Here is a 24,473-nt window from a genome sequence, read left to right on the forward strand (position 1 = left end):
TCCATGCTCAGCCCTGCACAGTCTTAACCCACTCAATAGAGGAGACATAATGTGCCCGAAGCTGCTATGAACAACGACCCGCAGGCCAAACCGGTTAGCTGGACCAAGGTGCTTTTCGTGAGCCTGCCTTATCTGGTGCTGTATATTGCAGCCATCGTACTGGTCGCCATGACCGACGCCGACCCTGAGCGAACGGCTGATCTCTGGAAACTGTTCATGCCGGTTGTGGCGCTGGTTTCGATGATCGGTGGTTGGCGTTTTTCCGGCGACGACACCAAAGAGAAGGCGCTCTACATTGGCAAGCAGGTCCTGTACTGGGCGGCGGTGCTGGTCGGGATCTACCTCCTGTTCATGGGCGATACGCCGCATTTCCTGAATGCCGAGAGTCAAGGCTTCGTGGTTGCCTATATCCTGGGCCTGTCCGCGTTGCTGTCCGGCATCTATGTCGACTGGAAGATGTCGGTCTTTGGTGCTTTCCTGATTGCAAGCGCCATTGGTATCGCCTTCGTCGATGACAATGCGATGCTGATCAGCATTGGTGGCATTGTCGTGGCAGCTATCACTGTTCTGCTGATGCGCTGGCGCGGCAAGAACGCTTGAGCTGAAGGCTCGGCATTTTTGCGCCTCCGGCTGCGGACCTTATGGTTCGCGTCGGAGTGTCTCGAGTCGCGAGCTTTGGGAATCGCTTCTACTGCCTGCCTGAAACTGGGCGTGACCCGCCTCTAGAGGAATCCATCGATGCGCATGTTCGACGCGGAGAAGCAGGTCGTCGCCGACCTCAGAGACGAGGGAACCGTTGTGACGGTGAAGCAGCTACCTCTGTTTCAGATCATCATCGTACGCCATCCGACGCTTGGCAAGCTGGTGCTGATCGAGGGCAGTGACGGTCATGGTGCTGTCGTCGAGGTCGACAACTAAGAAAGTGTCCATCAACTTCTTCCCGATTTTAAGGCCAGTGTTGAGCGATCATCGGTCAGTAGAAAATCGACAGTCACTAAGGAGCATGGCGCGGCACCACATCCTGGAAAATGACTCGCGTGAGATGCACGTTGACCCTGGTGTTGTCATGGAGCAGGCTCGAGTAGGTCTGTCCTAAACGACTCGGGGGCGTTGCGCGTGCCGAATCGGGCTTAGTCCACCAGTATCAAGATTCTGCAACGGCCCGCTCAGCGGGCCCTATCGAAGGTTTAATGGATAATAAGACACCGATCACCGACGAACATTGGGTCCGCGAGCAGGCCGAGCGGTCGCTCGCACGCCTGCTGCCGCGGCTCGAGCAGCGCTTCAGTACTGCCGTCGATGAGGTCGAATGGCTTGGCTATCGCGAGCGACTCGAACGCCACTTTCCACGCTTGTTCAAGCGCCTGTACGGGCTCTATGGCGGCTATTACGACTTCTTCTACCATCTCGAGAGCATCGTCGCATCGGCCACCGAGATGTGGATCGCGCGCTCGCCAGAGCTCAAGGCGCTGGACGCGATGCGTGGCGCCGATCCCTACTGGTATCAGTCCAACCGGATGGTCGGCGCCATGTGCTACGTTGACCTGTTCGCCGGCGACCTGGCGGGTCTGCGCGAGCGCATCCCCTACCTGACCCAGCTCGGTGTCACCTATCTACATCTGATGCCGGTCTTCCGCTCGCCCGAGGGCGATAATGATGGCGGCTATGCGGTCAGCAGCTATCGCGAGGTTGATCCGGCGCTGGGTACGATGGATGATCTGGCGGAGCTGGCGACGGAACTGCGCCATCATGGTATTTCGCTGACGCTGGACTTCGTCTTCAATCACACCAGCGACGAGCACGAGTGGGCGCGTGCCGCGCTGGCGGGTGATCGCACTCACCAGGGCTACTATCGGCTGTTTCCCGACCGCACCTTACCGGATCTCTACGAGAAGACCATGCCTGAGGTCTTTGGTGAGGATCACCCGGGCGCCTTCACCTATCGCACCGGCATCAAGAAGTGGGTCTGGACCACCTTCCACACCTACCAGTGGGATCTGAATTACGAGAATCCGGAGGTCTTCAACCGGATGCTCGAGGAGATGCTGTTCCTGGCCAACCAGGGTGTCGAGATCCTGCGCTTAGACGCGGTTGCCTTCCTCTGGAAACGCCTTGGGACGAACTCACAGAATCTGCCTGAAGCGCACTGGGTGATCCAGGCCTTCAATGCATTGGTCAGCATCGCCGCGCCGGCCATGGTGTTCAAGTCTGAGGCGATCGTGCATCCGGACGAGGTGCGCGAATACATCAGCATGGACGAGTGCCCGCTGTCCTATAACCCGCAGCTCATGGCGCTGCTCTGGGATGCGTTGGCGACGCGAGATGTGCGCGTGCTGCAGCGGGCCATGCAACATCGCTTCTCGGTGCCGTCGGGCTGTGCCTGGGTCAATTTTGTCCGCTGTCACGACGATATCGGTTGGGCCTTCGCCAACGACGACGTCGAAGCGGTTGGTTTCGATGCCGATCGGCACCGTCAATTCCTGACGCGTTTCTACACCGGGCGCTTCGAGGGTAGCTTTGCCCGTGGCGCACCCTTCCAAGAAGACCCGGTTACTGGAGATGCGCGCATCTCGGGTACCTGTGCCTCACTGACCGGGATCGAGAAAGCCCTCGCCGAGCAGGATACGGCGGAGCTCGAGCTGGCCATCGGCCGCATCTTGCTGATCCATGGCATCATCATCATGATCGGCGGCATCCCACTGATCTATCTCGGTGATGAGATTGCGACCCTCAACAACTATGGCTACGACCAGGATTCGGAGAAGGTCGGTGATTCGCGCTGGCTCCATCGCGGTACCTTTGATTGGGAGCTTGCCGAGCAGCGCCGCGATGTCGAGACGGTTGCCGGGCGCGTATATCAGGGCCTGTTGCGGTTGTTGCAGGTGCGTAGCCACAACCACGCCTTCGCGCGCGGTGATACCGAACTGTTGGATACCGGCAATCGGCAGGTGTTCGGCTTCCTGCGCTCCAGCGAGCAGTCGACGGTCTTCGTCATCGGCAACTTCAGCGAGCATCCGCAACGCTTAGAGGCGCGTCGGCTGCGCCAGATGGGCATGCGCAAGACCATGGTCGATCTGTTCGCCGGCCAGACCATCATTGCCACCCAAGAACTTCTGCTCGAGCCGTATCAGCTGATGACGCTTGCCCGTTCGGCCTAGCCGCGGCGGCGGCCTAAAAACGCCATGTTGCTCAGTGAGACTGATCATTACCGCCTGCATCGTCGAGGTCGCTTTCTCTGGGCGGCGCTCAAGCGGCCCCACCGCGTACTCAGCACCTGTAAGGTCAACGGCGGTCTGCGCGAGGATCTCAGTCATGTCGCCAACCACCAGAGCTGCGAAGGGGTTGCGCATCTGACGCGCGATGCGCGCAAGCAGTCACCACTGCCGGGGCTGGATGCGTTTCATGCCCAAGCCTGTCTGGATGCCGGCCTGCCGCCGGCGACGACAGCGCTGATGTCGACCGCCGCGAATATGCAATGTGCGGTGCTAACGCAGGCCGAGCACGAGGATCTCGCCGTCTCGGTGGCGGCAACGGCGGGTGTGCTCGGCAATGCGACCCGGGCCGGTGATCCTGCAGACTGGCACGAGCATCGTGACGGCAGCCGACCGATCCAGCGTGCAATGGCTGGGGATGAGGCGGTTGGGGTTAAGCCTCCGCCCAATGTTGATGATTGCTCTCGGCTGCAGCCTGGGTCGATGCCGATGCGCTCGCCGGACGAGGCCGGCTCGGGCACCATCGTGCTACTGGTCTTCATCAATCAGCCTTGTACGGCACCCTGCCTGATCCGTGCTGCGACCCTAGTGACCGAGGCCAAGAGCGCAGCGCTGCTTGACCTGCGGATGCCGAGTCTGCAGTCAGCGGGGCTGGCGACCGGCACCGGGACCGATCAACTGGTGATTGCAGCGCCTTTGCCGGCGGCGGGCGACTGGGAGCGCAACTGGGCTGGCGGCCACAATAGCCTTGGCGAATTGCTGGGACGGGCCGTGCACGCGGCGGTGACCCGCTGCATCCTGCTGCAGAATGGGGTCTGCGCCGAGCTGCGTCGCTCGGTCTGCAGCGCGCTCGGCCGCCATGGCTGCGATGAGGCGCAGCTGCTGGCTCAGGCTGAGGCTGAGCTCGAGCGGGCCGACGCCGAGCTGTTCGCGCACAATCTGATGGCGCTCATCCATGATCCGCAGACGGCGGCCGCGGCCTATGCCTTGGCCGAGATCATCGATCTCGCTCGAGCCGGTGTGTTGCACGCTGAGGTGGCGCAGGAGGCGATCTTCAATCAGGCCGCGCTGCTGGCGGCGGCGGTTGCGGTCGATCCCGCGCAGTTCCCCGCGTTGCGCGAGGCCTTGCAGCAGCATCGCGACCTGGCCCCTGGTGTGCTCGCGGCTCGCGCCATTGCGCAGGGTTTCGCGCGCAAATGGGGCTGACGCAGCATCTTTTGCTGATCCTCGCCGCTTGCGCGCTGGATGCGCTGGTTGGCGATCCGGTTTACCGCCTGCACCCCATCCGCGTGCTCGGTGTCTGGACGCTGGCCTGCGAGCGCTGGCTGTTTGCGCTTGGGTTCGACGGGCGCCTGGGTGGTGTCTTGCTCTGGGCTGCGACCGTCGGCGGAGCGCTTGGCAGTTGGTGGCTGGTGCATGCGGGGCTGACGTTGTTGCATCCCTGGCTGGCCTTTGTCTGGGACCTGTTCATCGCCTACAGCCTGCTCTGCGCGCGCGATCTGCTGAATCAGGGCCGGCGCGTGCTCCTGGCCTTGGATGATCTGCCACTGGCTAGGCGTGAGCTACAGATGCTGGTCAGCCGCGATACCGAGACCCTGCCGCGCGCTGGGGTGGTTCGGGCGACGATCGAGAGCCTGTCCGAGAACCTGACCGACGGCGTGCTGACGCCGCTCTGGGCGCTGTGCCTGTTCGGGCTGCCGGGGCTGATCCTGGTCAAGGTGGTCTCGAACCTGGACTCGATGGTCGGCTATCAGAATGCGCGCTATGCGCGTTTCGGCTGGGCCGGCGCGCGCTCAGATGATCTGGTGCACTGGCTGCCGGCGCGCCTCTCGGTGCTGGTGATCATGCTCGCCGCCGCCCTGCTGCGCTTGCATCCGCGCCTGGCGTTGTCAGCGGCCTTGCGCGACCACGCGATGCTGCCTAGCCCGAACTCGGGCTGGAGTGAGGCTGCCTGCGCCGGGGCGCTGCGCGTGCGCCTGGTGGGGCCGATCTGGCACCAGGGGCGCTTGGTCAATGAGGCCTATATGGGGGAGCCTGAGTGGCCCGCCGAACTCGATGCTGAGGATCTGCGTCGGGCCCTGTTGCTGGTGTTGGTGGCCTGTCTGATTGCGCTCGCGGTCGGGCTTGCGCTCGCGCCACTGCGCAGTCTGATGCCCTGGTGATCATCGCGGCCTTGATGATCAATGCAGCTGCCGTCGCCAGAGGCTGTCGCCCCGTGGTTGTTCATGAGCGCGCGCGGCTAGCTGGAGCCAACTCGCGGTTTCAGATCCGGACATGGGGCCCGCGATCAGGTGGCCTTGGCCGTGCTCGAAGCCAAGCTCAAGCAGGGTTTCGAGCTGAATATTGGTCTCGATGCCTTCGGCGATCGCAAGGCAGCCGGTCTCGGCGGTGAACAGGCGGGCAGCGCGCGCCAGATGCTGAGCGCGCGGCAAGGTTGCCATGACGGCCACGAGCCGCTTGTCGATCTTGATGTAGTCTGGCTGCAGATCCGTGAGCATCGTCAGCGAGGCTAAGCCGGCACCGAAGTTATCGATGCCGAGCAGCACCTGCTGATTCAGCAACCGCGGCAGGACATGATGCGACCAATCGAGGTCGACGCCCAATGAACGCTCAGAGAGTTCAAGTCGAATCGCGCCGGCGTCGACGTTCAGGCGCTGCGAGGCGCGGTGTAGAGACTCGAGAAAACGGCCGTCGATGAGCTGCTGCTGGCAGACATTGAGACTGAGAAAGAAGCTCGTTGACCAAACGCCTTGGCGTTGCCAGTCGACGATCTGCGCCAGCGCGAGTTCAATCACGCGCTCGCCGATTGATTTGAGCATGCCAGCCGACTCCGCCGAGGCAAAGATCTGCTCGATACCGATACCCTTTTCGCTGAGGTGTGGGCAGCGGAGCAGGGCCTCGAACCCTACGGGAGACATGTTCTCCAACGCGACCATGGGCTGATAATGGAGGTCGAGTTGGTGGTTGCGGATGGCCTCTTCGAGTGCATCGAGGAGATCTTGCTCGATCTTTGCGCGATCGCGCATCTGTGGCTCGAACAGTGTTGCGCGCCGACCCCCGAGCTGGGTTGAGACCCTCAGCGCCCGACTCGCATCTTCCATGACCTCGTCGACGTCTGAATACTGAGCGCCGATGCGCACGATGCCGATATCGGGTCGGATGAGGATGCTTTGGTTGTCGAGCTCGAGCGCTTCCTGGAAGCGGGAGAGGATCGTCGCGGCAGCGCCTTCTGTCTCGCTCCAGTGCGCGTCCTGATGCATCAAGATCACGAATTCGTGCCCCCCATAGCGCCCGATTGCATCGACATTGAAGCCCATCCCCTGCAGCAGGCTGGAGAACCGGCGTAGGGCTTCATCGCCAACGGCTTGGCCGAAGCGGTCTCGGATGTCTTTGAAGCCGCACAGATCGATGTAGAGCAATCCGCTGGCGCCGCTGTCTTTGCGGCTGTTACTGGTGCGTTTGGCTTTGGCGATGGCGAGATCGATGCGTTTTCGCACATAACGGCGATTATAAGAATCGGTCAGCGAGTCATATTTGGCCTCGGAGAGCTGGCGTTCCAGCAATGCCAGGTGCTGCGCCTTGAGTCGTAACGCGATGGCGGTGAGCCAACAGGTCGACTCGATGAGATTGCCGAGGGGGAATGCAAATGCGGTCATGGGCGGAAGCCAGGCACCTTGGGTGACCACGGATGTTGCTTGGATACCGCCGCCGAATAGCGTGACCGCGAGGCCTGCCGCAAACCAGCGCACGCCTGGCTCGTCGTCACGCAGACGCGTCGCTAATAACAGGATCACCAGTATCGCGAGCAGGGGCAAGATGGCGGCACCGAAGCGATAGGCCATGGTGACCTGTGCCGACAGATAGAAGCCAGTCGCGCTCAGGGCAACGCTGATCAGGAGTAGGCTGCGGAGTCGGCCGCGGGGACGCAGAAAGGCGAAGACAGGAAGCGACATGCCGACCACTGCGCTGCCGACCGCGAGCGCTTGCAGCAGATGCTGAGTGTTCGGCGCAGGCCAGAACGGCAGCCATTCAGGGCCTAGCCCTGTGGCTTGTAGCTGATAGAACAAGAGTGCCGTGATATACCCGAGATAGGCCAGCGTCAGCGCGCTGCGCTGATAGCGAGTCATCAGAATGGCAATCAAGAAAAGGGTTGTCAGGACGCCAGTCAGCATCCCGAGCGCGATCCAGAGACGCTCGCTAAGGCGCCGGAACTGGGACTCAGGGACCAGCTCGATCCATGGGCGAATCGACTTGTGGTCCATCACGATCGCGATTGGTGAGGTCGTGCCAAAGCTCAAGGGCAGTCGGCTGTTCGGGAACGGACTGGAGATGCTGCGTTGATCGAATGGCACCAAGCGACCCGATTCGCCGATCTGGATGCAGCCGTCAGCGTCTTGCGCCAAGACGATGAAGCGCTCGAGAATCGGATCTTTCAAGGTCGCGACCAGTGGTTCTGAGGCTTGTTGAGCCGTGCTCGGCTCGAGCACGAACGCACGGATCGGTGCATGTTCATCGAGCACGGGGATGCTTGCGGGTGGGCAGCTTGCGGGTGCTGCGGCCGCCAATGCTCGATAACGCTGCAGCCAGTCTGCCGCGGAGATGGGCGTGGCGGGTTGGGCTGCGTTTGCGCTGCTGGTTTGCGTGGAGTCTGCGTTGCTGGCGGCGCTAACGGGAGTTGCGGGGACGGCCAAGAGCAGCAGCATCAGCGCGAGCCAACAGAGGCTTGCGATCGCTGCATCCGAGAACCTGACTGAGCGTCTGCTGGCTGAGGCGCAGGGTGCCGCTGCGAGCCATTGACCACGGCAGCCCCGGTAGCGAACCTTGCTCGTTGATTGATGGTCGCCAGAGGGCGCTATTGATCGAGGCATGAAGATACAAGGCAGAGGCTTGGCGATAAGCCCATCAAAGAGCTTCAGGGTTGGTCTACCCGATCTTGCAGGTATCCCGGGTACGTTACTTTGATGGGGAGCAACCGCCCGGGTCAACAGGGCGTGCGAAATTCGGCATCTGTGATCCTGTTCGCTGCCTACAGACAGCGCCTGGGGCTGTTCTTTGCGTCTGATAAAGCGCTCCCTATGCGCCTGTCCTTATGCGCCTGTCCTTATAAATCAACGCTTGATGAGTCAACTCTCTCATAAGCCCCCTCTTTGCTCGACTGATCGCGCCGTCCCGGCCAGATCAGCGCTCTGAGCGACGCAGCTCGCGGGTGAGCTTCTCGAGTTCGCGTTGCATCTCGAGGTTTTGGAATGGCCGGAGCGGCGGCACCTCGCGCTCGAGCAGCCCGTCGAGCAGGCTCTGGCTGGATTGTACGAGATCGACCAACTCGCCTGAGACACGAACCGTTTGATAGGTATTCCAGGCCGTTTCGATGTCGGCAGCAAGCGCGGATCTGGCCTGTTTGACCTCGTTGCGCTGTTCAGTGAGGTAGTCGCGGTAGACGCCAGCGGCCTCGATGGTCAGTTGCTGCGCCTTTAGGTTATTGCGCAGCAGCTGACCACGTTCTGGTTGCGAGCGCATCAGCGCGCGCGTCTCCTCACTGAGGTCGGCGGCGCGCCCGGCGATGGCGTTGATCTCTGGGATATAGCGCGCTTCGATCGCCTGTGCGACATCGCTGTGCATGCGCGCGAGGGCGCGCAGCAGGATCACGTACATGCCGTAATAGCGGCGAGCACTCTCGAGATCCTCGCCGCTCTCTTCGACCAAGGTCTCGAGCTGCTCGGTGATCGCCTTGACGTTGTCGAAGACGATGCCGAGGTCGATGATGTTGTCGCCGACCACGGTGGCGAGCAGCAGGTCGACCTGGTCGTTGCTGAGCTCGAGTCCCATCGAGCGCAGCTCGCGCACGAACTCGGCCTTGATCCGTTCGAGCTCGGCGCGGTACTCGCGGATATCGGCCTCGCGCTCGGCGATGCGCGCGTCGTAACCGGCGACGGTGGTTGCGATCAGCGACTCGGTCGGCGCGGCGATGCGTGCGCGTCGGAACTGATCGATGTCGGTGCGTGCCTGCGCGATCTGCGCACGAAGCGACTCGATCTGGGCGCGGTAGGCCTGCACGGGCGAGCCCGAGAGGATGGCGACCGAGGCGTCGAGCAAGGCATTGATATCGGCATCGGCATCTCGCTTGTCGCGGCTAAGCCAGGCCTGGTCGGGCAGCGCTGCCCGGGATTCTTCGATCTGCAGCGTCTCCTCAAGCTTGGGCACCAGCTGTTTCCAGAGGGCTGCGGTTGCCGGCGGATCGGCCGGATTCAGGGAGCGCCGAGCCTCATCCCAGGCCTCGCGTGTGGTCTCGCGCGAGCGTTGCCACCAGTTGTCTGCAGACTGCGTTGACTGCTGCCACAGCGAGCCAGCGCTCTCGAGCGAGCGCTCGAGCAGGGTCGAGAGACCGTTATCCGGGCTGTCGTTCGCCGCGCTCTCGTCCCAGCCCGCTTTCTGGTTCGCTTCCCGATTCGTCTCCTGGTCCGCCTCCTGGTTCGCCTCCTGGTCCGCCTCCTGGTCCGCCTCCTGGTCCGCCTTAGCGCTCACGCGAGCGTTCGGGTTGGCGTCTGTCGCGAACCCAGTGGCCTCTGAACTCGGCTCTTGTGCAGCGCTGCCTTGAGCCGCGACTAACAGCAGCAGGCTGAGCGCTAGGCTGAGCGTCATGTTGAACACCGGGCTGAGCACCGGGCTGAGCACCGGGTTGAGCGTCATGCCGTTGTCAGCGCCTTGGCGTGGTTGTCTCGGTGGCCTGTCTGCTGGCCCTGGGCCGAATATCCAATGCGTCATGAGCCTGTCTTGCCTTGTCTTTAGCTGCCGCGCCTGCGACTGAACACGATGAATCAGGGTGCAGAGATTAGCAAGATCGGACTGCGATCGTGCCCCGGTTTGGCACCTGATGCTTGCGGCAGCGCTCGGTGACTGCTAACTTGACGCGTCGCGTCTCGGCACTGTGCCGTTGAGCGTGAAGCAATGGTGGGCCGCGTCGGTCCCCTCGCAACACGAAACTGTGAACCCGGTCAGGCCCGGAAGGGAGCAGCCGCAGCAGTGGAAGTGTGTGCCGGGGTGTGGCTGGCGTGGCTCGCCACCCTATTTTCTGGCTGCGTCAGGCTCGCCTGTAACTGACCTCATGACCTATCAGGTCCTCGCGCGCAAGTGGCGTCCTCGGTCCTTCTCCGATCTTGTTGGCCAAGAGCATGTCGTGCGGGCGCTCGTCAATGGCCTCGAGCGTGGTCAGCTGCATCATGCCTATCTGTTAACCGGTACCCGTGGCGTCGGCAAGACCACGCTCGCCCGTATCCTCGCCAAGACGCTCAACTGTGAGCAGGGCGTGAGCCCCACTCCCTGCGGCGTTTGCTCGGCCTGCACCGAGATCGATGCCGGACGCTTTGTCGATCTGCTGGAGGTCGATGCCGCCTCGCGGACCAAGGTCGATCAGACCCGGGAGCTGCTCGATAACGTGCCCTTCGCGCCGGTGCGCGGGCGCTTCAAGGTCTATTTGATCGACGAGGTGCACATGTTTTCGGCGAGCAGCTTCAATGCGCTGCTCAAGACCCTGGAAGAGCCGCCGCCGCACGTGAAATTCGTGCTCGCGACCACCGACCCGCAGAAATTGCCGGCGACGGTTTTGTCGCGTTGTCTTCAATTCAATCTGAAGCGCCTGTTGCCGGAGCAGATTCGCGATCGGTTCGTCACTGTGCTCGAGGCCGAGTCGATTGGCTTTGAGAAGCCGGCGTTGACGCTGCTGGCGCGGGCTGCTGATGGCAGCATGCGCGATGGGCTGAGCCTGTTGGATCAAGCGATCGCCTACGGCGCAGGCCAGGTCAAGGTGGATGATGTACGGGCCATGCTCGGCACTCGGGGCGGCGAACTGACGCTCGATCTACTCGAATCCATGGCCGTTGGCGATGCCGCGCGCGTCCTCGCCGAGATTGGTCGCATCGCCGAGTTGACGCCAGATTTTTCAGCCGTGCTCGTCGATCTCATTGGCGCCTTGCATCGCCTTGCGCTTGCGCAGCAGGTACCCTCAACCCTGCTCAGCGACGACCCCGACGACGCGCGCCTCGACGCACTGGCCAAGCGTCTATCGACCGAGGACGTGCAGCTCTACTATCAGGTGCTGCTGACCGGGCAGGGCGACCTTGAGCTGGCGCCTGATCCACGGGCTGGTCTAGAGATGGTGTTGTTGCGGGCGTTGGCGTTTCGGCCGGCATCGATCGACTCTCGCGCTCCAGCGCCATCAACGCCGCCGAAGGGATCGGGGACACTATCAGGCGCGGGCGCTGTTTCTGCGCCGCAGGGCGCAGGGGCAACATCAGGAGTGGACGCTCGAACTGCCCCTGCCACCGGTTCTGGCTTTGGCTCTAAGCCCGCACCTCTCGAGTCTGCTCCGAGCGTGGTGCCCGGGGGTGATGAGCTACCATTACGGGTGCCCCCGCAGACCCCCGACTCGGGCTTGGTCTCCGCTGCTCGCACGCTGCGCTCGGCTGAGGATTGGGAGCAGCTGGTGGCGAGCATTGACCTGGGCGGACTCGCGTTGGAGCTGGCGCGCCACTGCGCGCTCAGTGCCTGGGACGGAAAGCGGCTGCGGCTGGTGCTCGATCCGGGACATCTGCACCTGCGTGCCGCAGGCGCAGAGCAGCGGCTCGGGGCGGCCTTGGCCGCCGCGCTCGCCAGCGATCTGCGTTTAGAGATCGTGGCCGATGTGGTCTCGGATGAGACGCCAGCGCTGCGCCGCGCGCGCGATGACGCGAACCGCTTGAGCGCCGCCGAGCGTGCCTTGCAGGCCGACCCTGTCGCCCAGCTTGTGCGCGAGCGCTTCGAGGCAGAGTGGATACCAGGCACGCTTGCCGCGCCGCCTGCCTCTCCTAATCTTGGCGGCTGAGCTGATGAGGTAGGCCGGTTTAGCTGTGCGTTTTGGCGCCGACTTGGCTGGCTAAGCTAAGGCCGCTGAGCTGGATTTTTGGATCATCTGACGAGAAGAGGTTGAGCAATGAAGAACGGATTGGGCGGGATGCTAAAGCAGGCCCAGAAACTGCAGGAGGAAATGAAGAAGTCGCAGGAACGGCTCGCAAGCGAAGAGACCATCGGCGAGTCCGGTGCCGGTATGGTGAAGGTCACCATGACCGGCCGCCATGAGGTCAAGCGAGTTGAGATCGATCCTTCATTGATGGCAGATGATAAAGAGATGCTCGAAGATCTGGTCGCCGCGGCTGTCAATGATGCCGCGCGTCGCGTTAGCGAGAAGTCGCAAGAGAGCATGGCGGAGTTGACGGCTGGACTGCCATTACCGCCTGGGATGAAGCTCCCGTTTTGATGCCTCAGTCAGCGCCGAATGCGGACCGGCTGAGATGGACGGTGGGGTACGGCGTTGGCGGAATGCTCTGAGTGAGTTGTTTGCCCGTCGCCTATTTCCAGTGACCGGTGGTTGCTCGCAGTGTCCGAATCCAGTCTGCTGAATCAGCTTGTGGAAGCATTGCGCCGGCTGCCCGGCATTGGGCCGAAATCCGCCCAGCGCATGGCCTTCCACCTGCTAGAGCGTGATCGGGATGCCGGGCGCCAGCTGGCGCAGGTGATGGCGGCAGCGATGGATCGGATTGGTCGATGCGAGCGCTGTCGGACGTTGACCGAGCATACGCGTTGCCACTTGTGCGCGAGCGAGCGGCGCGATCCGCGCCTACTCTGTATTGTTGAGCAGCCGTCGGATATCGTTGCGATTGAGCAAGCGACGCATTACCAGGGGCTGTACTTCGTACTCGGTGGCCGGCTGTCGCCGCTCGATGGCATTGGACCCGAAGAGCTGGGCCTCGATCGGCTCGAGGCGCGTTTCAAGGAGCCCGATCTCGGCGAGGCGATCCTCGCCATCAGTCCGACAGTCGAAGGCTTGGCGACGGCCCATTACATCGCTGATCTGGCACGCGGCTCCAAGCTGCGCCTGAGTCGCATTGCGCATGGTGTGCCGCTTGGCGGTGAACTCGAGTTTGTCGACGGCAGTACCCTGGCACATGCCTTTGCGGGTCGGCAGGGGCTTTGATCCATATCCAAAGCAAGAGCGGAGAGACCGATGTCTGATACGATCTTCGGCAAGATCGCCAATGGCGAGGTCGCGGCGGACCTTATCTATGAAGACGACGCGGTGGTGGCGTTCCGCGACCTCAATCCGCAGGCGCCGGTGCATGTGCTGGTGATCCCGCGCAAGCCAATCCGAACCCTCAACGACGCGGGACCGGAGGATGCTGAGCTGCTCGGGCGTTTGATGCTGGCCGCGGCGAAAGTGGCTCAGCAGGAAGGGATTGCCGAGCAAGGCTATCGGACCCTGATCAACTGTAACGCTGGCGGCGGCCAGACCGTTTACCATCTACACGTCCACCTGATCGGCGGGCGACCACTGCAATGGCCACCAGGATAATCGATGTGGTACGTCACCACCCCGCGCAATGACGCGCTTGTTTCACGCTGAGCGCATCGGGCTGATGCAGCCGCTTGCAGCGTCTTTTGGAGTATCGTCGAGACTATGTCATTGACAATCGGAATACCAGCCAAGGATCAGACTGTGGATAGCGAGCTGGCAAGCACTGCGCCGGCATTTGAGCTAAAAGCGGCGGGGTTCACCTTACCCGTGATTCGGCTATTGCGGCTCGATATGGATGCTGTTGAAGCGCAGCTGCTGCCGAAGGTGCAACAAGCGCCAGGTTTTTTTCAGCATACGCCGGTGGTAATCGAACTCAACGCCCTGCCGTCTGCGGACGAAGAGGTTGGGTTTCCACAGCTGGTCGGTCTTCTGCGTGGGCTGGGCATGATCCCGGTGGGGGTGCGTGGTGGCGGCGCTGCCCAGCATGAGGCGGCCAAGGCGATGGAGCTGGCCATACTGAGCGATGCTGCTAAGCCCGGCGCCAAGCCCGAGGTTGTTGATGACTTGGCGCTTGAGCTGCCGGTGACCGGCCAATCCGCCAAGCCACAGATCGGCATCGAGACTGGCTCGCATTTGGTCGATCGCCCGGTGCGCTCGGGCCAGCGGGTCTATGCTGCTGGTGGCGATCTGACCGTGCTTGCCGCGGTCAATTCTGGTGCTGAACTCATGGCCGATGGCAATATCCACGTCTACGCGCCGATGCGCGGGCGGGCGATCGCGGGTCTGCACGGGGACAGGGCGGCGCGTATCTTCTGCTCGGACCTCCAGGCGGAGCTGGTGTCGGTGGCGGGTCATTATCGGGTCAGCGACAGCATCCCCGCGAAGCTAAAGGGTTGCCAGACCCAGGTCTTTCTAGATCATGATGTTTTGCGCATAGAGCCGTTATAGTGTGTGCCGGCTGCCGTTATAGTGTGTGCCGGCTGCCGTTATAGTTTGGCCAGCTGCAGTTATTGTTTGTCCCGGCTGCCGCTTTAGACTGCGCTGGGCGCCGCTTTGCTTTAGTCTGTGCGGCCGGCCACCGAGATCAATGCAGTGGTCCAACTGGGCACTGGGAGTGGTGCGTCGAAAGCAGGGTTTCGAATCAGGTCAACACGAATAAGGGGAGTCCTTCTTGGCCAGAACTATCGTCATAACCTCGGGAAAAGGGGGCGTCGGCAAGACCACCACAGCGGCTGCGATGGCCATGGGTCTCGCGCAGCGCGGCCATCGCACAGTGGTGATCGACTTCGATGTTGGCTTGCGTAACCTCGACCTGATCATGGGTTGCGAGCGACGCGTAGTCTACGACTTTGCCAATGTCATCAATGGCGAGGCGAACCTCAACCAGGCCTTGATCCGCGACAAGCGCTGTGAGCATCTGTTCATCTTGCCGGCGTCTCAGACCCGTGATAAGGATGCGCTGACCCAAGAAGGGGTTGGCCAAGTGCTCGAAGAACTGCGCAAGACGTATGACTATATCGTCTGCGATTCCCCGGCTGGTATCGAGCATGGCGCCCTGATGGCAATGTACTTCGCTGATGATGCCGTGGTGGTGACGAATCCTGAGGTGTCTTCGGTGCGCGATTCCGATCGCATGCTTGGCATTCTCTCCAGTAAATCGCGCCGAGCGCTCGAGAACGATGAGCCGATCCGCGAGTTCCTGCTGCTGAGCCGTTACTCGCCAGAGCGCGTTGCCAGTGGCGAGATGCTCGGTGTTGAAGACGTGCAGGAGATCCTGGCCCTCAACCTGTTGAGCGTGATCCCGGAATCGAAGGCCGTGCTGAATGCATCGAACGCGGGGACTCCGGTGATCTTGGATGTCGAGTCCGACGCGGGTCAAGCCTACAGCGATATGGTAGCCAGATATCTCGGCGAAGAGCGGCCGATGCGCTTTCTCGAGATGGAGCGAAAAGGGTTGTTCAGCCGATTCTTCAGGGGGTGATCTGTGGGGCTACTCGACTATTTTCGCGCCCCCAGCGGGGCACGCAAGGGCTCGGCCTCTGTCGCCAAAGAACGGCTGCAGATCCTGGTCGCACATGATCGTGCCGCGCGTGATCGGCCCTCTTACCTGCCGCGGCTGCAGCAGGAGATCCTCGCCGTGATCCGCAAGTATGTGGAGATCGATAACGATGCGGTTTCAGTGCACTACGAACAAGAAGACAAGTACGAGATCCTTGAACTGAACATCGTGTTACCGGAGGCCGATGCTCGGTCTTGAGCCAGGGCCTGCTAGATCCGTTCAATAGCCGCCGGTTCGGAGTCCCGCCCGGTTAAGCTCATCCGTGCTCAAGGCCAAGGATGAACGCCCACTGCTGATCGGTGACCGGCATGATCGATAAGCGATTGCCCTTGCGCACCAGTGGAAAGCCGGCCAGTGCATCATCGGCATAGTCCTTGAGTTCGTTGAGGCTGATGTTGCGCTTGAGATCGCGCACAAAGCGAACATCGACCAGATACCAGCGTGGATGCTCCGGATCGCTTTTCGGGTCGTAATACTTGGCGTCTGGATCGAAGGCGGTGGGATCGGGGTGGCCCGTACTCACGATCTCGATGATGCCAACGATGCCCGGCTCTTTGACGTTCGAGTGGTAGAAGAAGCCGAGGTCGCCGACCTGCATCTGATCACGCATCATGTTGCGCGCCTGATAGTTGCGAACCCCGTCCCAAGGCTCGGTCTGGTCGCTGCGGTTCTTTAGGTCCTCGATTCCGAAGGCGTCGGGTTCGGATTTCAGGAGCCAATAGGCCATCTGCGTCTCCAATCGTTGTTCAGTGGTGTTAACGTACAAGATGATGCATTGCCACCCCGGACGATGAAGCGCTTGTTAGGGTAACGGTGATAGCGCGTCGCCGGTTGCTGACCTGAATCGCAGGCGATTCATGTTCTCGCTCCCTGTTTCAGGCTGGGGTTGCGTTACAGTGAGTCCGCGCTGCGGGTGATGTCCTTTGCAAGTTGCTGGAAGGCCAATAGCCGATCAGGCGCGATCGCGCCATCGGCGCTGGCAGCGAGGATGGCGCAATCAGGCTCGTGTTGATGATGACAGTTGCTGAATCGGCAGTGGCCGATGAACGGCCGAAACTCCGGGAACCCTTGCTCGAGTTCGGCGCGTGTAATGGGTCCAAGTCGAAAACTGCGCACACCGGGGGAGTCGATCAGACGGCCGCCGCTGTCGAGGCGATAACTGGTTGCCGCCGAGGTGGTATGCCGCCCGAGACCCGTGGTACCGGAGAGGGCCCCGATCTGGACTGACTGATCGGGCAGCAAGGCCTTGATCAGCGAGGACTTGCCGACGCCAGATTGGCCGACCAAGATGCCAGAGCGTCGGGCAAAATGCGCGCGCAGCGGCGCAAGGCTAGGGTCCTGTTTAAGGCTCAACGGTAGTAGTGGATAGCCGATCTTGGCGTAATGCTCAAACTGGCCGAGGAAGGCTGTGCGCTCGCTGTCATCGAGTAGGTCCATCTTGTTACAGAGGATCAGGGCCGAGACGCCGATCCGCTCCGCTGCTACCAGGTACTGATCGATCAGGAAACCGGTCGGCGGCGGCTGCGGAGCGACGACGATGATCAAGAGGCCGATATTCGCCGCGAGTGGCTTGTCGTGACCGCCGGTGCCGGGCCGGCTGAGTAGGGTGTCGCGCGCTTGAATGGCCGTGATGACGCCAGCGTTTGCGCCGCTGGGCTGCCAGACCACTCGGTCACCACAGACGGGATGACCGATGTGTTGTCTGGTGACGCAATAATGGCATTGTTCGTCCTGATCCTCGACGATCAAGGAGGCGCCGTGGCGGACGATGACGAGGCCGTTACGGCCGGCCTCATCATCGAGTTCGCTAAGCGCGAGTTCGGCACGGGCCTCGACCTTGCTGCGGCGACGCTCTTGTATGCGCTCGATGCGCGCGATCTGTCGTTCTGAGAGTCGCCGTCGAGGCATGCTAAGGGTGCCGGGAGCTGAGCTGGGGTCAAGGCTCGAACTTGTAGTATTCCCGATTGAGCAGGGCGGTGACGGCATCGACCTGATCGTCGAACCAGGTCAGGCCAAGGTTCTGCTCGCACATGCGCACTTGGCCGTGCAAGGCGTCGAGTGAGTCGATGCGCCGATCATCACGGGTATAGACCTCGGAGCCGTGACAGCTGGTGCAGTTCTGATCGAACAGTGCTTGCGCATCGACGGCGTCCTCGGCTTGAGCATGCACGCCGATGGTGATCAAGGACGCGGCGGTTAGGTTGAGCAGGAAACGCTGGATCATGAGATTCTCCGCGAGTGGAATGGGAAATGGGTTGAAGAGGCTGCAGTGATGCTCAGCCAGTTTGAGCTGAGTCCTGCAGTGCTTTGAGTAGAATCGACTTTCGAACCTTACGGGGTGACTGTGGTAAACGAAGACAACCTGATCTGGATTGATCTGGAGATGACCGGGCTTGAGCCGTCCCGCGACCAGATCATCGAGATCGCGACCCTAGTGACCGACTCAGACCTGAAGGTTGTTGCTGAGGGGCCGGTACTTGCGATCCATCAGCCCGAGCATGTCTTGGTGGCGATGGACGACTGGAACCAAACTCACCATGCGGCCTCTGGACTGCTCGAACGGGTCCGTTACAGCCGCGAAGACGAGCGCTCGGCTGAGATGAAGACATTGGCGTTTCTCGAGGCCTGGTGCAAGGCCGGGGCCTCGCCGCTGTGCGGAAACAGTATCTGCCAGGACCGCCGCTTCTTGGCGCGCTGGATGCCTCGCCTCGAATCCTTCTTCCATTATCGCAACCTTGATGTGAGCACAGTAAAGATTCTAGCGCAGCGCTGGGCGCCACAGGTGGCCGATGCGTTCAAAAAGGAGGGTGCCCATCTGGCACTGTCCGATATCAAGGAGTCGATCGCCGAACTGGCCCACTATCGCGCTGAGCTACTTCGGCTCTGATTCGGCTCTGATTCGGCCCTCATTCGGCCCTCATTCGTCTCTCATGTCGGTTGCCCTGAAACAAGCGCTTCATCGTCCGGGCTGGCGACCTGCTCTGTTCGCGAGGATGATCTCATGACCCGCGTGTTACCCGAATCTCAGCAGTTGCCGCGCGCACTCTATCGCGCTGAGCAGGTCAGGAGCTTGGATCAGGCTGCGATCGAGCAGCATGGCATCCCGGCCGAGCAGCTCATGGAACGTGCAGGAGCCGCGGCCTTTTCGTTGTTACGCGCACGCTGGCCGCAAGCGCGCTCGCTCGTCGTGTTGGCCGGAGCGGGCAATAACGGTGGCGATGGCTATGTGGTCGCCAGGCTTGCGCATCACTCTCAGCTCGGGGTGCGCGTGCTGACGCTCGGAGATCATAGCCGGCTGCAGGGGGCGGCCTTGAGCGCGGCTCAGGCCTACCAAGCGGCGGGCGGAACTATCGAGCCTTTCACGCGGCTGCCGCTAGACGCCGAGCTGATCGTCGATGCGATGCTTGGAACTGGCCTCGAGCGGCCGCTGACAGGGCTTTGGGCAGCCGCCGTTGCTCAGTGTCAGGCCTCGCGAGCGCCCGTCCTGGCGCTGGATATACCCTCGGGTCTGCATGCCGATACTGGTCGGGTGCTGGGCGCGGCGATTCAGGCTGCTGCCACTATCAGCTTCATCGGTCTCAAGTGCGGGCTCTATACCGGACTGGGCCCGGAGTATTGCGGCGAGCTCTGCTTCGATGCCCTGCGTGTGCCAGCGCTGATCTATGCCAGCGAGATCCCAGCCGCACGTCGGATCGACTGGAGCCAGCAGGGTCGATTATTGCCGCGGCGTCGGCGGTGCGCCAACAAGGGCGATTTTGGCTATCTTCTGGTGGTCGGCGGTAACCAGGGCATGAGTGGCGCGGCACGCCTTGCTGGCGAGGCCGCGCTGCGGGCAGGGGTTGGCCGCGTTGCGATTGCGACCCATCCCGCGCATGCAGCCGTGCTCAACCTTACCCGTCCCGAGCTGATGGTGCATGCGGTGGCGGAGGCCGCCGAGCTCGAGGCCCTGTTGCAGCGGGCCACCTTGGTCGCGCTTGGGCCTGGGTTGGGGCAAGACGGCTGGGGGCAGTCGTTGTACAGGCAGGTGCTTGCGGCCAACAAACCCTTGGTGCTGGATGCCGATGGACTCAACCTGCTCGCACAGGACCCGCAGCGCCGCAGCAACTGGGTGCTGACGCCGCACCCAGGTGAGGCAGCGCGGCTGCTGGGTTGTTCGGTCGCCGAGGTCGAGACTGACCGTTTTGCTGCACTGAAGTGCCTGCAGGAGCGCTATGGTGGTGTCGTCGTGCTCAAGGGTGCTGGTACCCTGGTCGACGGCCCCGGACTGCGTCCAGTCGCGGTCTGTATGGACGGCAATCCTGGTATGGCGAGCGCGGGTATGGGCGACGCCCTGACCGGTATCATTGCCGCGCTGATCGGGCAGGGCATGGAGCCGGTTGCGGCCGCTGAGGTGGGTGTTTGCCTGCACGGCGCGGCCGGCGATCGCGCGGCGGAGCAGGGTGAGCGAGGTCTGATCGTCAGTGATCTGATGGCCGCCTTGCAACCGCTTCTAGGCTTGGCGGATGAGGCGTTGTGAGGAAAATGGATCAGGTCGATGACAAGTCAGTAGCGGCCGAGTCTCCGGCCGAGGTCGAATTCGAGGTTGCCGGAGAGGCCGCGCAACTATCGCTCGGTGCGCGTCTGGCGACGCTGCTGCGGCCGCATCGCGGGGTCGTTTACCTGCGCGGTGACCTTGGCGCTGGCAAGACCACGCTGGTCCGTGGTCTGCTACGCGGGCTCGGTTACCAGGGGGCGGTGCGCAGCCCGACCTACACGCTGATCGAGCCCTATGAAGCGGTTGATCCGCCGGTGGTGCATCTGGATCTCTATCGCTTGGCTGATCCGGAGGAACTCGACTACCTCGGTCTCCGTGATCTGCTCGAGCGCCCCGGCTTGATCCTGATCGAATGGCCGGAGCGGGGCGCTGGCGCACTGCCGCCGGCCGATCTCGAGCTGTTGATCGAGCATGCCGGCGATCGGCGCCGGATCAGGTTGAATGCCTGCGCACATTTGACTTCCGTTCTGTCCGCGCTGTCGGACCAAGCGGCTGCGCTGGACTGATCAGGCTGACCTGCGCTCGGCAGGGCCAACGTGCCCGCTGAGCCTGTCGTTGGCGGCTCGCATGAGTGTGTCCGAATCCGAGTTGAGGGGTAGATAACCGTTTGATGCCCTGTTGCGCTGGCGCTACTCAAAGCTCGTTGAGCCGTCAAGAAGTGTCTTCAAGCGGCCGTTTCAACTTGGAAATCGTTTCAGATGCGTCTATGCTTTAGAGGTAAAAATACCACCTTGCCGAGCGGTGGTGATGACGGCGCAGGGGTACCTTGACTGATGCTTTGGACGCTGGCTCGAACCAGTCTCTTGATGCTTGTTGTATGCTTCACTGACCTGACCTTCGCGGGCCAGGTCGCTGTGAATGGCGCTCGCATGTGGACTGGCCCCGAGTACACGCGCTTCGTGGTCGATGTCGAGTCTCCGGTCGGGCACCAGGTGTTTGCGCTCGATGATCCGCACCGACTCGTGATCGATCTGATTGACGCGCGACTCCAGGGCGATCTTCCTGAGCCCGCAGCTGAGGACCCCGTCGTTGCCAACCTGCGCAGCGGTATTCGTGAGGGCGATGATCTGCGCATCGTGCTCGACCTGAAACAGCAGGTGCGGGCGAAGAGCTTCAACCTGGGGCCGAGCGGCTCGCATGGTCACCGGCTGGTGATCGATCTCTCGCCGCGGTCTGGCACGATGGTGGCGTCTAGCAAGGCGAGCCCGCGCTCTAGTGCGGCCAGCAGCGCCAAGGCTGCCGGGCTGGCGTCGATCAACCCAGGTGGGTCGATCAACCCGGGCGAGGAGCATCTCTCGATTCGCAGTACAAAGCCGTCGAATCGGGATCTCATCATCGCGGTTGATGCCGGCCACGGCGGCAAAGATCCGGGGGCGGTCGGTGGTGGTGGGACGCGCGAGAAGGACATCACGCTGGCGATTTCGCGCAAGCTGGCGCAACGCATCGATGCTAAACCGGGCATGCGAGCGGTGCTGGTTCGGGATGGCGACTACTTCCTCCACCTGCGCAAGCGGATCGAGATCGCACGTGAGCATCGCGCGGACCTCTTCGTCTCGATCCATGCCGATGCGTTCAAAGATCCACGGGTGCGTGGCTCATCGGTGTTTACGCTCTCGGCGGGGGGGGCGACCAGTGAGGCCGCGCGCTGGATTGCCGAGCGCGAAAATCGCGCCGACCTGATCGGCGGCGTTGATCTCAAGCAGCGCGATGACCTGCTCGCCAGCGTGCTGCTCGAGATGAGTCAGAACGCAACGATCGAGCTCAGCGGCATCGCGGCCAGCAAGGTGCTGTCGAAGCTACAACGGCTGGGTGAAGTGCATCAGCAACGCATCCAGCAGGCCGGTTTCGCGGTACTCAAATCACCGGATATCCCGTCGATGCTGGTGGAGACCGCCTTTATCTCGAATCCGGACGAAGAGAAGCGGCTGCGCAATGCGAGCTACCAGAACAAGCTCGCTGACGCAATCCTCGACGGCATCATCGAGTACTTCGCCGAGTACCCCCCACCGGGCACGCGCTTTGCCAAGACGCCGGCACAGACGCTGGCTCAGGCGACGACCTCGGGGGCGCGTCAACATCGCATCGAACCTGGCGATACCCTGTCCGAGATTGCGGGTCGCTATAACGTCAGGCTGAGTGTGCTGCGGGATATCAATCAGCTGCAGGGCGATCAGATTCGCGTCGGGCAGGTGCTGATCATCCCTGGCAGCTGAAGCGGCGCAGTGGGGGCGCGGCTGCAGCCTGGGGTTGTGGGTGTTTAGAGGTTAAGAAGTTGGGAAGTTAAGCGGCCGAGAGCGTCGGCTTGCTCGATCGCTGGGTTTCTGCTTCCATCGACGGATGCCACGCATCCGTTCGCTACCCCCGCTCCTCGTCAATCAGATCGCCGCCGGTGAGGTCATCGAGCGGCCGGCTTCGGTCGTCAAGGAGCTACTCGAAAACAGCCTCGATGCTGGAGCGCGACAGATCGTCATCGAGCTGGAGCAGGCCGGGATCAAACGCATTTGCGTGCGCGATGACGGCTCTGGCATCGGCCCTGATGATCTCGCCCTAGCTGTCTCTCGCCACGCGACGAGCAAGATCAGCAGCCTCCATGATCTCGAATCCGTCGCCAGCCTGGGGTTCCGCGGCGAGGCGTTGCCGAGTATCGCCTCGGTGGCGCGGCTCGAGGTGATCTCGCGCGAGCAGGGGGCCGAGCACGGCTGGCGCCTGAGTGCCGATGGCACCGATTGTGTGGGGGAGGCGGCGCCGGCCGCGCATCCGGTTGGCACCTCGGTGGAGGTGCGTGACCTGTTCTATCGCGTGCCAGCGCGGCGCAAGTTCTTGCGCACCGAGCGCACCGAGCTGGGTCACATCGAGCAGCTGATTCGGCGCATGGCGCTGGCCCGTGCTGATGTCGGCTTTCGCGTGCAGCACAACGGCCGCGAGCTCTTTGATCTGCGTGCTGCGCCTGAGCCGTTGTCAGCGCGTGCGCTCGACCAGCGCTTGCAGACGCTGCTCGGCGAGACCTTTGTGCAGCATGCGCTCGAGGTGGATGAGCAGGCGGTCGGACTCGCGCTCAGCGGTTGGGTGGCGCGTCCGGCATTCTCGCGCAGTCAAACCGACCTGCAGTTCTTCTTCGTCAACGGCCGCATGGTGCGCGATAAGCTGGTCGCCCATGCGGTGCGACAGGCGTTCCAGGATGTGCTCCATCATGGGCGTCATCCGGCCTATGTGCTCTATCTGCAGCTCGACCCCCGCCAGGTCGATGTCAATGTCCATCCGGCGAAGCATGAGGTCCGTTTCCGCGAGGGCCGGCAGGTGCACGATTTCCTGTTCCGCAGCCTGCATCGTCGCCTCGCCGACAGCTGTGAACAGGGCGAGGCGCAGGCAAGGATTGCGGTTGATCCGGCGCTGACTGGCCCTGGGGCGGAGGAGCAACCGGTTACTGCCGCGGCCGAGGTGAGGGCGCCAACGCAGTCTCGTCTGCCGTTGCGGATCAGCGATGGCCGTAGCACTTATGCTGCGGCCTTGGCGCTACAGATGCCGGACGCTGTGCCTGATGGCACGCTGGACCCCGCCTTAGCTGCCGCGCTGCTCGACCGTGGCGAGGTTGCGGGGCTCGATTCGCGGCCTACTTCGAGCGCTGATCTGAGCGCTGATCTGAGCGCTGGCCTCGGGGACAGTCTGACGCAGGGCTGGGGCAATGTCGGTCCTGAAGGTTCAGGTGATGACCGAGAATCAGATCGGGAGCTGCCACCGCTTGGCTTCGCCATCGGGCAGTTGAGCGGCGTCTACATCCTGTCGCAGGGTGCGGATGGGCTCATCTTGGTCGACATGCACGCTGCGCATGAGCGCATCGGCTATGAGCGGTTGAAGGCGGGCTGGGGGCAGGGCGCGGTGCAGCAACAGCCGCTGCTGGTCCCGATCGCGGTTGCCGTCTCAGGGCGCGAGGCTGATCTCGCCGAAGAACAGCAGGAATTGCTGTCAACGCTGGGTGTTAGCGTCGATCGGGTCGGCCCCGAGCGTCTGCTGCTGAGGGCGATCCCAGCCATTCTCAGTGGGGCCGATCCGGAGCAATTGCTGCGCGACCTGCTCGCCGATCTGGTTGCCGAAGGCAGTAGTGATCGCGTGCGCGCTGAGATCAACCGCGTGCTATCGACCATGGCCTGTCATGGTGCGGTGCGGGCGAACAGACAGTTGACCTTGCCGGAGATGAACGCGCTGCTACGGGCGATGGAGCGCACTGAGCGCGCCGATCAGTGCAATCATGGCCGTCCAACTTGGATTAAACTTTCGCTGCAAGCGTTGGATCGATTGTTCTGGCGCGGGCGCTGACGACGGGCTTAGCGTGAATCTCAAGCGATT

At 62.4% G+C, this 24,473-nt stretch carries 22 protein-coding genes and 1 other RNA gene; 18 read left to right on the forward strand and 5 right to left on the reverse strand.

Annotated elements, in window-relative coordinates:
* Nucleotides 1-51: 51 nt before the first annotated feature.
* From CCR96_RS06870 to cbiB, 5 genes are all read left to right on the forward strand, one after another.
* Nucleotides 52-600, forward strand: a complete 549-nt coding sequence (locus tag CCR96_RS06870; protein WP_201219158.1) for a hypothetical protein — start codon at nucleotides 52-54, stop codon at nucleotides 598-600.
* A 138-nt stretch (nucleotides 601-738) separates the two neighbouring features.
* The gene (locus CCR96_RS06875) at nucleotides 739-918 is read left to right on the forward strand and encodes a hypothetical protein (RefSeq protein ID WP_201219160.1); all 180 of its coding nucleotides are present in this window, start codon (nucleotides 739-741) and stop codon (nucleotides 916-918) included.
* Between the two features lie 272 nt (nucleotides 919-1,190).
* Nucleotides 1,191-3,158: an alpha-amylase family glycosyl hydrolase gene (locus CCR96_RS06880; RefSeq protein ID WP_201219162.1), complete on the forward strand. Its 1,968-nt coding sequence runs from the start codon at nucleotides 1,191-1,193 to the stop codon at nucleotides 3,156-3,158.
* Nucleotides 3,159-3,182: 24 nt separating this feature from the next.
* Complete coding sequence (locus CCR96_RS06885; RefSeq protein WP_201219164.1) at nucleotides 3,183-4,418, forward strand: adenosylcobinamide amidohydrolase; 1,236 nt, start codon at nucleotides 3,183-3,185, stop codon at nucleotides 4,416-4,418.
* Entirely contained in the window at nucleotides 4,409-5,374 is a 966-nt protein-coding gene (gene cbiB, locus CCR96_RS06890; protein ID WP_201219166.1) for an adenosylcobinamide-phosphate synthase CbiB, read from the forward strand. The genes CCR96_RS06885 and cbiB overlap by 10 nt, the downstream gene beginning before the upstream one ends.
* A gap of 18 nt (nucleotides 5,375-5,392) precedes the next feature.
* Here the strand turns inward: cbiB and CCR96_RS06895 are convergent, their stop codons facing one another.
* Nucleotides 5,393-7,915 carry an EAL domain-containing protein gene (locus CCR96_RS06895; protein ID WP_201219168.1) on the reverse strand — a complete coding sequence of 841 codons (2,523 nt, stop codon included), beginning with the start codon at nucleotides 7,913-7,915 and terminating at the stop codon, nucleotides 5,393-5,395.
* A 475-nt stretch (nucleotides 7,916-8,390) separates the two neighbouring features.
* Nucleotides 8,391-9,899, reverse strand: coding sequence for a hypothetical protein (locus CCR96_RS06900; protein ID WP_201219170.1), 1,509 nt, complete (start codon nucleotides 9,897-9,899; stop codon nucleotides 8,391-8,393).
* A 269-nt stretch (nucleotides 9,900-10,168) separates the two neighbouring features.
* On the opposite strand from CCR96_RS06900, the gene ffs reads away from it, so the two are divergent.
* The 8 genes from ffs (at nucleotide 10,169) to minE (ending at nucleotide 15,793) form a co-directional block, all read left to right on the forward strand.
* An RNA gene (gene ffs, locus CCR96_RS06905) (signal recognition particle sRNA small type) lies at nucleotides 10,169-10,265 on the forward strand.
* 49 nt (nucleotides 10,266-10,314) lie between these two features.
* Nucleotides 10,315-12,069, forward strand: coding sequence for a DNA polymerase III subunit gamma/tau (gene dnaX / locus CCR96_RS06910; RefSeq protein ID WP_201219172.1), 1,755 nt, complete (start codon nucleotides 10,315-10,317; stop codon nucleotides 12,067-12,069).
* Nucleotides 12,070-12,177: 108 nt separating this feature from the next.
* Entirely contained in the window at nucleotides 12,178-12,501 is a 324-nt protein-coding gene (locus CCR96_RS06915) for a YbaB/EbfC family nucleoid-associated protein (RefSeq protein WP_201219174.1), read from the forward strand.
* A 120-nt stretch (nucleotides 12,502-12,621) separates the two neighbouring features.
* Complete coding sequence (gene recR, locus CCR96_RS06920) at nucleotides 12,622-13,218, forward strand: recombination mediator RecR (RefSeq protein WP_201219176.1); 597 nt, start codon at nucleotides 12,622-12,624, stop codon at nucleotides 13,216-13,218.
* Nucleotides 13,219-13,248: 30 nt separating this feature from the next.
* Nucleotides 13,249-13,593: a histidine triad nucleotide-binding protein gene (locus CCR96_RS06925; RefSeq protein WP_201219178.1), complete on the forward strand. Its 345-nt coding sequence runs from the start codon at nucleotides 13,249-13,251 to the stop codon at nucleotides 13,591-13,593.
* A gap of 105 nt (nucleotides 13,594-13,698) precedes the next feature.
* The gene (gene minC, locus CCR96_RS06930; protein ID WP_201219180.1) at nucleotides 13,699-14,484 is read left to right on the forward strand and encodes a septum site-determining protein MinC; all 786 of its coding nucleotides are present in this window, start codon (nucleotides 13,699-13,701) and stop codon (nucleotides 14,482-14,484) included.
* A gap of 223 nt (nucleotides 14,485-14,707) precedes the next feature.
* On the forward strand, nucleotides 14,708-15,517 hold the full coding sequence (gene minD / locus CCR96_RS06935; protein WP_201219183.1) for a septum site-determining protein MinD: 810 nt from the start codon (nucleotides 14,708-14,710) through the stop codon (nucleotides 15,515-15,517).
* A 3-nt stretch (nucleotides 15,518-15,520) separates the two neighbouring features.
* Nucleotides 15,521-15,793: a cell division topological specificity factor MinE gene (gene minE, locus CCR96_RS06940; RefSeq protein ID WP_201219185.1), complete on the forward strand. Its 273-nt coding sequence runs from the start codon at nucleotides 15,521-15,523 to the stop codon at nucleotides 15,791-15,793.
* Nucleotides 15,794-15,851: 58 nt separating this feature from the next.
* Here minE and CCR96_RS06945 read toward each other — a convergent pair whose 3' ends face one another.
* The 3 genes from CCR96_RS06945 to CCR96_RS06955 all read right to left on the reverse strand — a co-directional run bounded on the left by CCR96_RS06945 (nucleotide 15,852) and on the right by CCR96_RS06955 (nucleotide 17,819).
* Nucleotides 15,852-16,322 (reverse strand): EVE domain-containing protein, encoded by a 471-nt coding sequence (locus CCR96_RS06945; protein ID WP_201219189.1) that lies wholly within the window; start codon nucleotides 16,320-16,322, stop codon nucleotides 15,852-15,854.
* Nucleotides 16,323-16,486: 164 nt separating this feature from the next.
* Nucleotides 16,487-17,503, reverse strand: a complete 1,017-nt coding sequence (rsgA, locus tag CCR96_RS06950; protein WP_201219195.1) for a ribosome small subunit-dependent GTPase A — start codon at nucleotides 17,501-17,503, stop codon at nucleotides 16,487-16,489.
* 28 nt (nucleotides 17,504-17,531) lie between these two features.
* Complete coding sequence (locus tag CCR96_RS06955) at nucleotides 17,532-17,819, reverse strand: c-type cytochrome (RefSeq protein ID WP_201219197.1); 288 nt, start codon at nucleotides 17,817-17,819, stop codon at nucleotides 17,532-17,534.
* Between the two features lie 114 nt (nucleotides 17,820-17,933).
* Between CCR96_RS06955 and orn the strand changes: the two genes are divergently transcribed.
* From orn to mutL, 5 genes are all read left to right on the forward strand, one after another.
* Entirely contained in the window at nucleotides 17,934-18,482 is a 549-nt protein-coding gene (gene orn, locus CCR96_RS06960; protein WP_338035834.1) for an oligoribonuclease, read from the forward strand.
* 114 nt (nucleotides 18,483-18,596) lie between these two features.
* The gene (locus tag CCR96_RS06965; RefSeq protein WP_201219199.1) at nucleotides 18,597-20,111 is read left to right on the forward strand and encodes an NAD(P)H-hydrate dehydratase; all 1,515 of its coding nucleotides are present in this window, start codon (nucleotides 18,597-18,599) and stop codon (nucleotides 20,109-20,111) included.
* 5 nt (nucleotides 20,112-20,116) lie between these two features.
* On the forward strand, nucleotides 20,117-20,635 hold the full coding sequence (tsaE, locus tag CCR96_RS06970; RefSeq protein ID WP_201219206.1) for a tRNA (adenosine(37)-N6)-threonylcarbamoyltransferase complex ATPase subunit type 1 TsaE: 519 nt from the start codon (nucleotides 20,117-20,119) through the stop codon (nucleotides 20,633-20,635).
* Between the two features lie 300 nt (nucleotides 20,636-20,935).
* On the forward strand, nucleotides 20,936-22,342 hold the full coding sequence (locus CCR96_RS06975) for an N-acetylmuramoyl-L-alanine amidase (protein ID WP_242518671.1): 1,407 nt from the start codon (nucleotides 20,936-20,938) through the stop codon (nucleotides 22,340-22,342).
* Between the two features lie 124 nt (nucleotides 22,343-22,466).
* Entirely contained in the window at nucleotides 22,467-24,443 is a 1,977-nt protein-coding gene (gene mutL / locus CCR96_RS06980) for a DNA mismatch repair endonuclease MutL (RefSeq protein WP_201219211.1), read from the forward strand.
* Nucleotides 24,444-24,473: the final 30 nt, after the last annotated feature.

This window comes from Halochromatium roseum, assembly GCF_016653315.1.
Taxonomy (GTDB): domain Bacteria; phylum Pseudomonadota; class Gammaproteobacteria; order Chromatiales; family Chromatiaceae; genus Lamprobacter; species Lamprobacter roseus.

Excerpts from the sequence above, each read along its gene's own strand:
- minC (WP_201219180.1), top strand. The coding sequence starts at position 13,699 with ATGTCATTGACAATCGGAATACCAGCCAAGGATCAGACTGTGGATAGC.
- CCR96_RS06885 (WP_201219164.1), top strand. The coding sequence starts at position 3,183 with ATGTTGCTCAGTGAGACTGATCATTACCGCCTGCATCGTCGAGGTCGC.
- cbiB (WP_201219166.1), top strand. The coding sequence starts at position 4,409 with ATGGGGCTGACGCAGCATCTTTTGCTGATCCTCGCCGCTTGCGCGCTG.
- CCR96_RS06900 (WP_201219170.1), bottom strand. The coding sequence starts at position 9,899 with ATGACGCTCAACCCGGTGCTCAGCCCGGTGCTCAGCCCGGTGTTCAAC.
- tsaE (WP_201219206.1), top strand. The coding sequence starts at position 20,117 with ATGGATCAGGTCGATGACAAGTCAGTAGCGGCCGAGTCTCCGGCCGAG.
- CCR96_RS06915 (WP_201219174.1), top strand. The coding sequence starts at position 12,178 with ATGAAGAACGGATTGGGCGGGATGCTAAAGCAGGCCCAGAAACTGCAG.
- CCR96_RS06895 (WP_201219168.1), bottom strand. The coding sequence starts at position 7,915 with ATGCTGCTGCTCTTGGCCGTCCCCGCAACTCCCGTTAGCGCCGCCAGC.
- CCR96_RS06925 (WP_201219178.1), top strand. The coding sequence starts at position 13,249 with ATGTCTGATACGATCTTCGGCAAGATCGCCAATGGCGAGGTCGCGGCG.
- rsgA (WP_201219195.1), bottom strand. The coding sequence starts at position 17,503 with ATGCCTCGACGGCGACTCTCAGAACGACAGATCGCGCGCATCGAGCGC.
- CCR96_RS06880 (WP_201219162.1), top strand. The coding sequence starts at position 1,191 with ATGGATAATAAGACACCGATCACCGACGAACATTGGGTCCGCGAGCAG.
- CCR96_RS06955 (WP_201219197.1), bottom strand. The coding sequence starts at position 17,819 with ATGATCCAGCGTTTCCTGCTCAACCTAACCGCCGCGTCCTTGATCACC.
- CCR96_RS06945 (WP_201219189.1), bottom strand. The coding sequence starts at position 16,322 with ATGGCCTATTGGCTCCTGAAATCCGAACCCGACGCCTTCGGAATCGAG.
- CCR96_RS06965 (WP_201219199.1), top strand. The coding sequence starts at position 18,597 with ATGACCCGCGTGTTACCCGAATCTCAGCAGTTGCCGCGCGCACTCTAT.
- CCR96_RS06875 (WP_201219160.1), top strand. The coding sequence starts at position 739 with ATGCGCATGTTCGACGCGGAGAAGCAGGTCGTCGCCGACCTCAGAGAC.
- mutL (WP_201219211.1), top strand. The coding sequence starts at position 22,467 with ATGCCACGCATCCGTTCGCTACCCCCGCTCCTCGTCAATCAGATCGCC.
- CCR96_RS06975 (WP_242518671.1), top strand. The coding sequence starts at position 20,936 with ATGCTTGTTGTATGCTTCACTGACCTGACCTTCGCGGGCCAGGTCGCT.
- dnaX (WP_201219172.1), top strand. The coding sequence starts at position 10,315 with ATGACCTATCAGGTCCTCGCGCGCAAGTGGCGTCCTCGGTCCTTCTCC.